Genomic DNA, 13,453 nt, shown 5'->3' on the forward strand with positions numbered 1-13,453 from the left:
AACGGCGACCCGTCTACGGGCACCACAGGTGAGCCTACAGGCTGGATATGTCGCCAACCAAGGGCCTGGCGCACGCCCGGGCCGTGGCACTCGACACACGCACGGGTCCGCTCGACCGCCCTAGATGATTGATTCCAAGGGGTGGGGTCTCGGTGTGGGGGCTGGGTCAGGGGGCGAGGGTCCCGCAGGATCGGTGCTGCTAAGTACCAGTTCCGAGTCCTGGATTGGAGACTCGTCATGGACACCGACCTGGAGACCCTCGCGACCTCACTGTACGTCACCGTCGATGACCTGCTGAAGGCCCACCCCGAGGTGGCGCCCCAGCGCCCCGAGGTGGGCATCGCCCCGGCCGTCACGGACGCCGAGGTCATCACCCTGGCGGTGATGCAGGCCCTGCTGGGCCATGCCAGCGAGCGGCGCTGGCTGCGCCACGCCCGCAAGCACCTGTCAGGCATGTTCCCCCGCATTCCCGGCCAGTCGGGGTGGAACAAGCGCCTGCGCGCCCTCCAGGCCACCATGGCCTGGCTGATCAGCACGCTGGCCAGGTCCACCAGCACCTGGAGCGAGGACCTGTGGCTGGCCGACTCCACGCCCGTGGAGTGCGCCCGCTCCCGCCCCACGGTCAGACGCTCGGACCTGGCAGGGTGGGCCGGGTACGGGTACTGCGCCTCTCACTCCCGGTGGTTCTGGGGCCTGCGCCTGCACATGGTCACCACCCCCGACGGGCTGCCCGTGACCTGGGCGCTGACCAGCCCCACCGACGACGAGCGCGAGGTCCTGCGCGACATGCTGGCCCGCCTGCCCGCCACCAGCGGGCAGGCCCTGCTGACCGACAAGGGCTACCGCTCCAAGAAGCTGGAGACCGAGCTCGACCAATGGGGAGTAACCCTGGTGCGCCCCGCCGCGCGCGGCGAGGCCATGGCGGCATTCAACGTCCTCTTCGGCGCCCTCGGTGCGCCCCGCCGCGCGCGGCGAGGCCCCCAGACCCGGCAAGGCCGTGCTGGGACCCCTGCGCCAGAGAATCGAGCCCGTCTTCGACACCCTCAAGGACCAGCTGTACCTGGAACACCACAAGGGCCGCACCCCAGCCGGCGTGATCACCCGAGTCACCCAACGCGTCCTCGCCCTGACCGCAGCCATCTGGCACAACCACCTCATCGGCGCACCAGTCCTGCGCTCACTGACCGCCTACGACCACTAACCCCACCCTGGAGTGCTGGGTGTTTTTCGGACTGTGCGTTTCGGTGTGTCAGGCCGCTTGTCTGCGGCCTAGGTGCTCGGGTGCTCGCCTTCGACCTCGTTGGGGGTGCGGTAGCCGAGGGTCGAGCGGAGACGTGTCTGATTGAGCCTTTCTCGTCAGAGGAGGCCGTTGTTTAGGTTGAGGATGACCAGGGTGGTGGCGGTGATTTTGGTGATGGTGGCTGGGTCGAGGGTGACTCGTTTGAGGGCCTTGAAGCCCTTGAGCAGGGCGTTGGCTCTCTCGGCCGGGGCTCGCAGGTGGGCCTGGACCTGGTTGTAGGAGCGTGCCCCGGTGTCGGGATTGGAGCCCTTGACGGGCGTCTTAATACCGAATACCGATGCCGGCGCCCGCGTATCCCTTGTCGGCCAGCGTGGGCGTCCCGCCTGCGGCTGCCGGGTACAGGGCCGGCAGCACATGGGTACGGGCGGCGGTGATGTCGTGGGTGGAGCCGGGCTCGACCGGTGAGGTCCACACCGGGTAGCCGGTGTGGTCGGTCAGGACCTGGATGCTGCCGCCGAAGGCATTGTGCTTACCGGAGTACCACAGGTGGTATCCGGTAGCGGGGTCACGTGCGGCGACCCGGTCGGTACGCACCAGCGTGCCGTCCAGGCACACGAACGGCACGCCCTTGTCCTTCAGGCCACGTAGCACCTCGGGCAGGTCCGGTGCCTTTGAGGACACTACGTCCAGGGCCTCGTGCAGGTACCGGTAGGCCGTAGCGGGCGAGACCCTCGCGTCGCGGACTATGGCGCTCACGGCCGGGGCCTCGATCAGCCAGCGCAGCAGCATGATCGCCTGGGTCCGGCTGGTGGCGGCCCGCTGCCAGGGCCGCACATCATGGCGGCGGCGGTGGGCGGCGATCCAGCGGGAGACAGTGCGGGCAGTAGTCACGGGGACGTCGAGGGTGGCACGATAGGACAGCACGCGGAGCCTCTTTCCGGGCTTGGTTCTCTTGGTCGAGACACACGCTGCCGGAAGGCTCCGCGTGCACCCACCAACAACACGCCCACCTTCCCGCACCACCCCAACGATCCCAGCACCCGCCCCCCCTTAGCCCTGGCGAGAAAGGCTCAGTACATGCAGGCGAAAGCCGACAGCCTGTGCCGACTCCTGCATTAGGCACATCACGGCAACGACCAACACCTTATCCCGAGCCGATTCTCATGTCCACCGCAATCGACTTACCGCTCTCTCCCTGTCAAACGGACCGACTCATTCCTTGCATAAGCCGCTCGCCTCCCGCAACAGCGCACTCTAGCAGATGCCATTCCAGTCGATCCGGCGGCAGTCCAATCGGCCCAGTAGCATCGCCCACTGTGCGCGGAAGAGAGTCGTACTCCAGTGCGTCCGACCGCGATACCAAGTAGACAGCACCCCAGCGCTCTTTCTCAGGGTTCGAGTACCAACATTTCAAATAGACACCCGGATATCCCCTATATGCCTCGCAAGCCACATCGCGAACCCACTCTCTAAGTTCCTCGATTGACACGTCATAGCGCGTCAGATCCCATTCTGCGATAACCAGAAAGCGCATCGATGTACACTCCTTTGCGATCTACGGAAAAGGATGCGGACGGAGTTCTTCTCCCGCCTTAGCACCAGCTACTAAGCCTAGTGCGTCTGGGACCCGGTCGATGCGCGTCAAACCATCGATTCTACGGAAGGCGGCACCGAAAGTCATGGTCAGACTATCAGTAACCAACACCTTCACGCACCTTAATCCTCCTGCGCGGTGCTCAGGTGTTGTCTGATCTACATAAACTACGTCCTGCTGGAGAGCACTAAAGCGAGCGACAAGCGCTCTCAGGTCATCCACCAGCGTACTTCCCTTCAAGTCAATAGGCACATTATCCTCCGTTTCCGCCGCTAACTCAACAACATCCCCGCGCCCAAGAAAATCTACCCACGGCAATGTCCTGGGCGACGCAAAGAGCTTAGAGTGATCCTCCATAGACGCGACAAGTGACGGATCGTCTACCATAGCTTCTGACCTATCTTGAAAAGAAACATATGTCTCCTTCAGATGTCGGACAAAAGGCCCTAGTTCTGCAAGTGCGCTCATAGCCGCATGCGCCTGGACGGGATGGGCCGCGGCACCGAATACTTGCGCTGGCATCGAGCCGCCACCTTCACCTACCGCTCGCACCAACACGGAAGGGACCCGATTGTCCATAGTTTGGTCATACATCTCAATCCGATAACCCGACTCTAACTCGACTTGCCGTATGCGCGTCCAAAGCTCGCCTGAAGAGTCTTTGTCGATACGGATTCTCGGCAACTCTAGATGTCGATACCAAGTCATAAGGAAGGCGTCTCTTTCGATAACTTCAAGTAGTGCGTGAAATATACTCTCCTCAAGAGAGGTGCCGACCGCACATCCATTCGAAACTTCGTAAACAAAGGGACCTGGATACTCGTCGTGCGAAATATAGTAGTACGCGATCGACTCAGGCACGAGCACCGCCCTGTCTTGGGTTAAAGAGTATCCCCACACCCAGCGATAACGAGCGGATGGGTCGAACTTATGAAAGTAATTTTCCTCGGACTCATACGTTTCGTCGGGATGCACACCAAAATGCCTTGGGTCAATCGCTACACTTGCCAGCTCCTCCAAACTTCCGACGACTACTGTACGTTTTCCGCCCGGCTGAACGCCACCATATCTCTCAATTGCCTCGAGAATCGCTGTCGCTTCACTGACCTCGTAGGAATCAGATCGGCCGAATCCTGGTTCGACCCAGTTGTGCCGTCGCAGCTTCATCTTCGCAAGTGCTATCACCATCCCGCCTTGACGATCACGTTCCATAGCATGGATGATACCGCAATGAGAATCGACATACGCTCGCTTGATCCTCTTGAGAAGTAATTTAGGAGTGTCGTGCCTATAGGTCGTTGGCGTAGTTTTCTCCAATCCAGAAAAGTCGGGCACCGCGGCCTCTTTTGTATCATCCGGAACTGGTGAGCAGTTGGGACACAATGGATCTGGCAGAAATGAGTTCTGACTGACAGCAAAATCATCTGTCGCTACACGAAGTACTACTCCATTGCAGTAGCGTCCGAGATCAGCGCAAATGATTCTAATGAGACCAATCGTTACAGAACAGGCCAACTCGGCGTGGGTACTCGATAATAACGTTGTCGTATCCTCTGTCATCCATCTACTTTCGAGATCGCGCCACCTGTCAGCATTAGGATCGGCCAGAGTTTGACGGCTTGCTATGCATGCAGGACATCCCGGATGTCCAGGCCTCCACGCCATAATCTGAAGCTCTCCTGGAATGGCTCTCACGAGAAAATACAACTCAGTGTCGGGATGACTTCCTTCGGAGACGTTGCTCCACTCCGACACGATCTCGCAGCGCCAAGACAGGGAAAGATCAAGTTGAATCCCTTCGAGGTCGTTAGCAAGTCGGGTAGACAACGCATCACGCCACTCGCTCCACTTGTAGTTCTCTATAGCGTCATCTACGTGCATCATGCTTGTGCCTGCCATTCATATACTCGGACCGAAGCAAAGGGAGAATCTCCATACGAGCGATACACAACGTCCCACGAACGAATAGAATGCCTCGGAAAGTCCGCTACGCTCGTGGCTGATTCCCTGGGAATCACGCCAGTCTGGGTCAAGGAAATACCTGCATTCATTGCCTGTCTCAGACACAATGCCCTGAAAGTACACAACTCAAGCGCATCGTGCGCACCATCGTCTGACACAGCCACCACTGAATAGTTGGTTCCAGCGTCGATAACAGCAATCGCTAGTTTGCCATACGATCGCAAGTATATGTCAAGTTCGGATACTCTCGACCTAAGAAGATCGGCACCAACAATCGATGAGGGTAGAGTGGTACTGTACAAGTGGCTACGCGCATACGCAATCAAGTCGGTCCCGTAAAGCGTGACCACCAGTGCCTCAGGAAGTAGTTCGTTATCCCACTCCACCATCCGGTTCAAGCGAGAGTTTACAAATCCCGCTCGCTGTATGGTCTGAGACGTGTTCAAGTCACACAACTCCGAGGGCTCAAGATCAATGGGATAGATGCCGCCACCTTCTGGGGCACGCGCCGCCAGAGCTGAAAGAGCAGCGTCAATACTCGAACGTCGCGACTCGTCTAATGTCCACCCATAACCATAATATGCGCAGATGCTATTCGACGTCCGGACACGACAACTCGATAGAGACAATGGCACTTGTGACAGATTCGTCTCCTGAGGTGAACCAATTGCACTAGTCACGGGATCGATCAGATACGGATACAACGGGTCGGCCGGTGCTCGCACGCTGTTCCCAGCGTTATCCGAAGCATCTATCGACAATTGCACTAAGTTGTGTCGCTCCGCCTTGATTTCCGTATCAGTTCGAAGGCGCCAGCATTCGGGTACACCGTATACATTTGTACTGCGACTACGTGGGCGATATACGAAATAGTTGGCCAACCACGACGACCAAGCACCGATCACGCGGTCTGAGTCCCCGCGATTTCCGTCTACCCTGCCGTCCTCCCGGCAGTAGTGCGAGGCGTTTTGAAGATGCTCTAACGATACACTTGAGTTCGAAGTTCTAACAATCCATAGGTCGTTGTCGCTTAAATAGCCGACGCCTTTGATCTGCGACCCATCTGAATAGTTGACCTGTATACTAAAGCCCTCGAAACTTTCCAATGTAGAGACAAGCCTGTAGCGCACTTCCCTCGCACCACAATGCTGACGAAAATGCTTCTGAAGCAGATCAACAAACACGTCTCCACAGCCCGAACTGTGTCGGCCAAACACAACTGAGGTAGGACCGTTGTTATTCCTGGTCGAATGGCCGTCGTTACGTACCAGCAACCCAGCAAGCACCAGTTGCTCGGCAAACTGTCGTAAAGCACCCGGCCTCACCTCAGCAGGTTCAGGAGCCGATTCGAAAGACAAAGTACCTTCGCTAAGACCCATCGACATAAGTTGATCGAGCGCGGTATCCACGCCCCTGCCTCTTACAGTCTTCCGGCCCATCTGTGACAGTACAAGCAGCGTACTGCCGTCAACGAAGTAAGTAGCAGACTTGTTCAACGTAAAAGTCGAATCGCCGGCACTTGCCAAATATAACGAGTTCCTGGACACATGTATCACCCATAACTTCCCAGAGTCATCTCGCCTACAGAACTACACTCCAAGGGGTCTACACCAATCGCCCTGTTGAACGAATCTGAATCACCGCTCCCGATAGCACAGCATGCGAGGCCCATGTCGGTAGCCACCAGACTCATCATCGCCATGACGACGCCAACATTCTTAACCATAACTGAGTATCCAATCTGCTCATACTTCCACATAATACGTGAAAAACGTGGAGCGAGAAATACTACTGCCTGCGGCTGAGTGTCTTCTGTCGACGACTTTGTGACACTTCGAAGCAGAGCCTGTACGTGTTCGTTGCGAATACCAGATCGGACGCACACGAGGGCATGGGCTTGAGAATCATATCTCCAGAGACCAGGCGGCACACCTTCAACCAATCTCACTAGAAGATACGTCTCTGTCTCGTACGCAGAACCTCCTGAAGGGTACGGTTTGTTAGCATACTCAAAGCCGTCTTCGACATGTAGAGCGCGCACCCTCATCGTGCGGTAGAGAAACTCGCTCAGTTGGCGCCGGTGTATTGGGTTCGCATCGTCGTGCTTACGATGGGATTTCCTTCTCTCAGCGACGTCATAGAGAGTTCCGAACGACAAACGAGCTGTCTCTTCGTCGAAAGAATCCAACTGGACCACGTCCGAAGAACCGCTGGGCTTCGGCTGAAACGGCGGAGGATCGAAGCGATCTGCTGCCCAGAAAGTGCCACCATAGTCACGCTGCCGGCCGAACCGCCTAGTCTTCGAGTGAAACCATAGCTCATGAGGCGACCATTGAGCGGACATCAATGTAGCGACCTCTTTGGCCGGGTCGACTAAAAGACCTGCCCACATGAAAAGACTCCGATGAATGCGATGAGATAGGTCCACTACACTGGTCGATGCACCGACTTCAAGAATAGCGTCGACAACCGCGATGTCAGAAATCATGACATCGCACCAGGAATGCGGAAGCTCGATAGTCCATTCTCGGTCTTCCTGGGTAACCACTGCGAACTTCGATAGAGTGCAGGTACTTTCATAGTTCGTCGTCGAGAATGTTGCAGCCGGAACTTCTCGGGGAGTCAAGCACAGCATTCCACGATCCCCCACAGGCACGTCGATCTTCGTCCAGCCATAGGCTATCAGACGAGCCAATATGTTCGTAGTTTCTTGATGGCATGAGCTAGCAAGTTCGACCTCATACCACGTTTCGATATCCACGACAACACCCGATTCACTGAGATCCGCGAGTAGTTGCAGGACTGAGTTTGTGGCAGTTCCTAGCTCAAACTTCCGAGGCCAGCATACCAAAGATACATTGTTCTGCTCATGATTCCTAACCACATAGACACCGTCTATTAGCCTTGCGCGACAGCCAAGAGTGTCCGGCGAGGAGATAGATTCCGTCTCTCTTCCATCATTCCTGCTCATACTCATTCTGTGACGCCTTCCAAGTAACTGAGAGTGTCTGTACCATTAAGCTCTTCGACTGCGCGCGACAGCAGGTAACAGAGATAGAACCTACGATGAGGGCTAAGGCCCATCTTGGCAAGGTGGAGGTACACTAGGTTAAGAACCATCCGATATCGTGCAAACCAATCGTCATCGCTAACCGCTTCGACCCAGGTTTCGTTGCCTGTCAATGCCTCATGAAATGCAGACACTTGCGATATCTCGGTGGCCCAGTTTCCAGTCGGGCGAAAAGACTCGAAATATGAGCCATGAGAAAAATACTCCTGCAGCAGCAAGACGACTGCAGGCGTATCGCCAGTTCCCGGTACCGGGTCGTTGTTTCTACTAACCTGATCGACGTAGTTGATCAACTGATCCTTAAAGCTAGAAAAGTTACGCTCCCACCGCTCCGCCAACGTCGTGTTCGGTTGAACTGCAAGATAGCCTTGGGAATGTGACATGAACGACGGGGCAGTTGCGGACAGTCCACTGTTTGAAAAGCGCAGAGCGCATTGTAACAGTACATCAAGCGAGTATTGATCTAGCGAATGAGACTTCAGGTTGACCGCAGGCAATATAGCCAGTTCTGACACAAACATATCGGCATAGAACTGGTCGATCACAGACGCAGCGCCTTCACCAACATGCTCCACCCTCCGTCTAATATCACCGATCGTGATGGAGCCGTCGTGTACCCATGGAAAGATATGTCCTCGCCGATCTTCGTATCTGTACAACTTTCTATGGAGATCCAAGTAGTCGTGCGGATTAGTAGGGCGAGATGCTGGAAGTTTCTTCATGTAACGCTTTACGGCGGACGAAACTACCTCAGGCTGGCGCTCAGAAGCTCCGTCGTTCCGCAGCGCCAATGTCAAGTGCGGGCCCCTATACCAGTCTGTCTCAAAGTAACACGTCCACCTCGTCCCGAGTGAAAACTCTGCCTCTAGCGGAACAAGCACTTGGGTCACTAATAGAGAATAGTCCGCATCCCAGCGGTACATGTTTATGTAGTACCACGGAGACTGACGGCTGAGAAGTGTGCTCATGAGACAAACCTTCAATACGACTGAAGTACGCTGCTTTGAACAGCAGAATAGGCGAGTTGCCGTGCTGAGGCTTCTTGTTCGAGACTCAGCCCTAGCCTATTACAAAACAGGTGGAGGCAATGATCGCGATTGACGAGCAACTGATTCCGCGACTGTTCGACCTCTGGGACGGTACGTAGTGTGTGAGTCAACTCCTCGAGCGAAGATAACCATCCGCTCTCTGGAGCCGCTGCAGCTCCCGCCGTTCGATTGTTCATACGATTTGCGAACTCGCAGGGATCCACTTTCGAGCGATATACTGGCCAAGAAGGATCAGTCTGGCGAAGTGGCTCCCAACGCCTCACCAGAATAGAATACTCCTGATGTGGTGGACCCATTCTAAGACCTAGATTAGCCCACGTTACGTAGATAATCATACTTGCAAAAGACAGCAACTGTTCGCGTACGTGCGTTCGATCGAGAACCGCTCTCGCTAGTTCGGTAGATGCACAGAATTGCTTCTCGAATGCCGCAAGAGTATCCCCGCTGCCATACTTCTGTACTTCGGGAACGTATTGCTCGTTCCAAACTGAACCATGTTCTCGCCATTTAGGAACCTCAGTCTGATGTTCCCTCATCGCAAGTTCCGGTGCGTTATATTCGTACCACTGTTCGGCGTACGGATTCACTTGCTGTCGACGCTCCGATAGCCACGTGGTTGTCCTTCCAAGAATGAGATCAAGAACGTCCTCGTGATCACTAGGTGGCATCTTTAGCCTAAGTCGAACATGCGAACCTGCCATCCAGTGCCTGAGGTAAAAGTATCTTTCAAGAAAGTGGCTATGTTCTACGCGATCAACCAAAGGGAACAGCATGTCGGTAAGGAATTCATCGATGTTTGAGTCGCAGCGTAAGTGGACCGACAGCCAGGTTGTTTCAGATTCGTTTGCAGAATACATCTATGCATCCTCCCGAGAATCGTCATCAAAGTATGAGCTATACTCAGCCACCAGTTCAGTACACCGATCCTGAGACGCCGTCGTATACACGTCAGGCACTGCTTCGTCAATCACAAGGAAACCATCTGTTTCCAGCCACCTTGGCACACGGCACACGGTCCACCACGAATCTAAGTCATAATACATCGGCTTCCGGGATTTGTCGCTCTTGGCGACGTTCTCGCGGTAGCTGGGCCACACACGCATGTAGCCGCGCTGAGGCAAGTCATGCTCCCAGAAGAAGCGCCGAACATGCTGCCAACGCTCAACCTCGGACGTACATTGCGTATCTTCTCGTACGATGCCCGCTCGGAGAATCCAGCGTTTGCGCCTTACAATCAGTGACCCTACTTCCACACGTGGTACCTCCGTAATCTCGCCTAGACTGCTCAGCTCAAAGGACGACGCAAACGGAGGATTACTTGGGTGCATTAGGAATGTTTCACCGAAGAACCTTTCTATAAAACGTGCGAACGGGGAGAGCTGGTAGTCTGCCGCCATTCCAAGATGAGCAGGAATAACTTTCCGACCGGTGCGGCGATCAGATAGATACACAGTCGTATCCCGCCGATCGAGGCAGACATCAATAGACGAAATCGGTATTATCGAACGGTCCCTGGCATCTAGAGCGGTATACGGATAGTCTATGACCGCGTCTAGCACAGGCGCCCTAAAGTTCAACGAAGACCCATGCAATCCAGAATACTCTGCGTACGCCGCATTAGGATCGCTGACAGAGGTATGCATTCTCTTTGGCCGCGTGACCTCATTACCGTTACGATATTCTTGGTAGTGGTACAGTTGTTGGTCGGTAGTAGGCACCTGAGTACGCAGGTAGTCATAGCGCGCATGTCCTCTGCCGTTGCCGCCATGAAGCACATTAATTACCCACTTGTCGACGACGTCATCGCCCACATCCTGAATATATGCAGTGCAGCCCTGCGTACAGATCATGTGCCGCGGTATGCTAGAAAGCTCCTTTTCGACGGTCGCTTCTGATATGCGAAGAATGTTGTCCTCATCACTCGCGTGCTCAACGATCATTTTTTGATGCTGCCGGAATTTCGCTAGCTCATGCAGTACTGTTGGAACCGATTTTGATAGAGCAAGATTCTCAGGCTGAGGCATTGAAGGGGCAAACCAGAACGCATACGAAGAGATATCATTTTTGTCCGCTTTACGAAGGTAGGTCTGATAGTCAAAATAGAACTCAACTAATGACACAGCTTCTCCAGGTATCCGCTCATTCGCATACTGCCCGAGAGCAAGTCTTCCAGGCAGCCCCGGATCTCCTAGCGAAAGCCATGCGTATGTCGCTGCGATATTTTTTGCGACAGCCATATTTGGAGTTCTACAACGAACCGCCAAGGAAACCTGACTTGACTCGTGCAGAGACTGCTCGATTTCATTGATACCAAGAGACTCTATGATTCTGTCCGTGCTTCGTATTGCTGCAGTTCGGCCGTCATTGCGTTTAGGCAAGTGTGCGTCCGTGATCTTCTCCGGCTTGGCTAGAAACTGGGTAAGTGCATTCAGTTCCCGGAGATAGGGAACGGCCTGATTGTCGTCAACAAGGCCAACTACCCAGTCTCGTAAAGTTTCAACTGGAGCAATGGTGTTTTCTGTGATCGGAGGATCCACCTGGAGCACGCCAGCTGTGAGTGCTGCTGTAATCACCCGATCGGCTTCGTTCCTGCCTACCCCAAGTCCCTGAGCAACATGAGGTATCAAGTCCGACCTCAGAATCGGTTCTGCGCTCATAGTCTCGTGAAGAACGTCTAATACCGGACTTGACTTAAGCAGGCGGACTTGCTCCTTAGGAAGCGGTCCGATCACTATGTACCCGGAGTCTTTGGACTTGCGACTTGTTAACGAAGGGTTCACACGCACATACGACTTTGAGTTCTCGCCGGTACTCGCCATTACTTCAGATATCACGGCTGCTAGTATCCGGCCATCTATCTGACGAACTAGGAAGATATCCCTGTCCTGCACTGATGACAGCGGTACCCCATCGTTACTGACGGGAGCAGACAATGTGAATGTTGAGTACGGACTCGTTTTTGTCAACGCTCGATAGATGAATCTAGCAAGACGATCATGCCGAACTCCGTTACGCAAAGGATCCATCTTTTCGCCATTCGATGTTCTCCGCAACGCTTGCGCCAAGGAGGGGGCTGACCATTCGAGCGCGTTGATTAGAGGAGGCAGTAGAGCTAGTTTTTCCATATAACTTCCGGTTGATCGCTTGTCATTCTGGAAGCATGTCTCTGTCTCAACCACCAATTGCGCCTCTGCATTGTTGAGGCGTTCTAGTTCAAGGCATAGTCCGTACAGGTGCGGAAGGTGTCGAACATATTCTTTGTCTCGAGTAGCTCCCTTATGACGAACTGCACGCCTCATTCTAACGAGAATATGTTTGACCTCCGCGTCTTCGCACTCCCCGATAACTCGATATAGTTCCTTGTCAAGAGCGGATAAGACTGTCGTTTGTTGGTTCCGTACATCGTCCAACCGTGCCATTGACTGTACCGTCAGCTTGAACTGTAGTTCTTGCATGTTTATGGCAGTTAGCGGGCTGAAGCGGAGATACATTCTGTCGGCTCCTAATCGGTACAGTGCGCAACCCTACCCTATGATCTCGAAGTCTACATAGGGCATTAACGATCACCGCACGGTTCTCTCAGGGCTTGCTGGTTGTTAAGTCCGACCGCCGGGGACCTCCGGCGGCACCCATCAACTTCAGTCTGCGGCAAGTCCTGTGAACTTGCCATCAGTAGAGCGTGGGATGCCGCCGGAGGTCATGGTGTGTGGTCAGGCTGATGACGATGAAGGTGCTGAGCAAGAACAGCACGGGTAGCAGAAGCAGTTGGTCGAAGCGCCAACCTCTGTCATGCCGTGGCCTGCGGTCAGCGGCTCAACGTCCATGCCGCTGTCCTCGAGCTCAAATACGTCCATCGGGATATCGAAGGTGTTCATGAACATTCCCCCTATGAGGATACCGACTCGACTCGTAGGAACTTACGAGTCGTATTAGCAGATTCACGGGTGAATCTGCCGACGACCAATGGCCGCCCTTTAAAGGTATGGTGCGAGCGTGTGGGCGAGATTATCGGTATTCAGACAACAGCGTGAGTCATTCAATCGCAACTGGTTGGATGGTCGTGCAACTGGACTGGATGGTCGATGTGTATCACGATAGGCGGAGTCGCGTTGTTCGACGTGCGGATGAGTCGGCCATGCGCATAGTTGGTTATGACCAGATGACGCCTACGGCCCGTGTCGGTTAAAATGTTACCCAACTCACTAAAGACTCGCAACGCTTGATGACTGTGAGATATATCTCACTAGCGCTTTCGCTGTTTGTTTTGTGGCGATTTGTTTGTGGCCGAAACCATTCAGGGTGCGAAGTCTCAGGACCTGGGTGACGGTTGGTGGGGTCGGGGGCGTGGGTGGTGCCGGGCTCGGGCTAGGCGTGCTCAGCCAGGACCTGCCGCCAGCGGTGGCGAAGATGATGCGTTGAGTGTCCCAGGTCACGGCGACGCGCTGGTGGGAGTGGTGGTGTGAGACGAGGAAGCGGATGCCTTTGAGGTGTACCAGCCCGTTGGGCGCGATGGTGCGCTCGGCTTGTCCGGGGGTCAG

6 protein-coding genes and 2 pseudogenes are annotated in these 13,453 nt (G+C 55.0%); 1 reads left to right on the forward strand and 7 read right to left on the reverse strand.

Going from position 1 to position 13,453, the window contains the following annotated elements; genetic code table 11:
• Positions 1-237 precede the first annotated feature (237 nt).
• A pseudogene (locus EL245_RS05565) lies at positions 238-1,201 on the forward strand (IS982 family transposase).
• A gap of 155 nt (positions 1,202-1,356) precedes the next feature.
• Here EL245_RS05565 and EL245_RS05570 read toward each other — a convergent pair.
• The 7 genes and pseudogenes from EL245_RS05570 to EL245_RS13995 all read right to left on the reverse strand — a co-directional run bounded on the left by EL245_RS05570 (position 1,357) and on the right by EL245_RS13995 (position 12,796).
• Positions 1,357-2,164: pseudogene (locus EL245_RS05570) on the reverse strand (transposase family protein).
• 631 nt (positions 2,165-2,795) lie between these two features.
• Positions 2,796-4,733 (reverse strand): TOMM precursor leader peptide-binding protein, encoded by a 1,938-nt coding sequence (locus EL245_RS05575; protein ID WP_126382267.1) that lies wholly within the window; start codon positions 4,731-4,733, stop codon positions 2,796-2,798.
• 1,615 nt (positions 4,734-6,348) lie between these two features.
• Positions 6,349-7,557: a SagB family peptide dehydrogenase gene (locus EL245_RS05580; protein WP_161512821.1), complete on the reverse strand. Its 1,209-nt coding sequence runs from the start codon at positions 7,555-7,557 to the stop codon at positions 6,349-6,351.
• A gap of 212 nt (positions 7,558-7,769) precedes the next feature.
• Entirely contained in the window at positions 7,770-8,834 is a 1,065-nt protein-coding gene (locus tag EL245_RS05585) for a lantibiotic dehydratase C-terminal domain-containing protein (RefSeq protein ID WP_126382269.1), read from the reverse strand.
• A gap of 11 nt (positions 8,835-8,845) precedes the next feature.
• The gene (locus tag EL245_RS13990; RefSeq protein WP_126382270.1) at positions 8,846-9,772 is read right to left on the reverse strand and encodes a thiopeptide-type bacteriocin biosynthesis protein; all 927 of its coding nucleotides are present in this window, start codon (positions 9,770-9,772) and stop codon (positions 8,846-8,848) included.
• Positions 9,773-12,406 carry a lantibiotic dehydratase gene (locus tag EL245_RS05595; RefSeq protein ID WP_126382271.1) on the reverse strand — a complete coding sequence of 878 codons (2,634 nt, stop codon included), beginning with the start codon at positions 12,404-12,406 and terminating at the stop codon, positions 9,773-9,775.
• A gap of 219 nt (positions 12,407-12,625) precedes the next feature.
• Positions 12,626-12,796, reverse strand: coding sequence for a thiomuracin/GE37468 family thiazolyl RiPP peptide (locus tag EL245_RS13995; RefSeq protein WP_408608392.1), 171 nt, complete (start codon positions 12,794-12,796; stop codon positions 12,626-12,628).
• Positions 12,797-13,453 lie beyond the last annotated feature (657 nt).

The organism is Actinomyces howellii (assembly GCF_900637165.1).
Classification (GTDB): Bacteria; Actinomycetota; Actinomycetes; order Actinomycetales; family Actinomycetaceae; genus Actinomyces; species Actinomyces howellii.

Coding starts and splice junctions, on each gene's coding strand:
- EL245_RS05575 (WP_126382267.1), bottom strand. CDS start 4,733: ATGGCAGGCACAAGCATGATGCACGTAGATGACGCTATAGAGAACTAC.
- EL245_RS05585 (WP_126382269.1), bottom strand. CDS start 8,834: ATGAGCACACTTCTCAGCCGTCAGTCTCCGTGGTACTACATAAACATG.
- EL245_RS13990 (WP_126382270.1), bottom strand. CDS start 9,772: ATGTATTCTGCAAACGAATCTGAAACAACCTGGCTGTCGGTCCACTTA.
- EL245_RS05595 (WP_126382271.1), bottom strand. CDS start 12,406: ATGTATCTCCGCTTCAGCCCGCTAACTGCCATAAACATGCAAGAACTA.
- EL245_RS13995 (WP_408608392.1), bottom strand. CDS start 12,796: ATGTTCATGAACACCTTCGATATCCCGATGGACGTATTTGAGCTCGAG.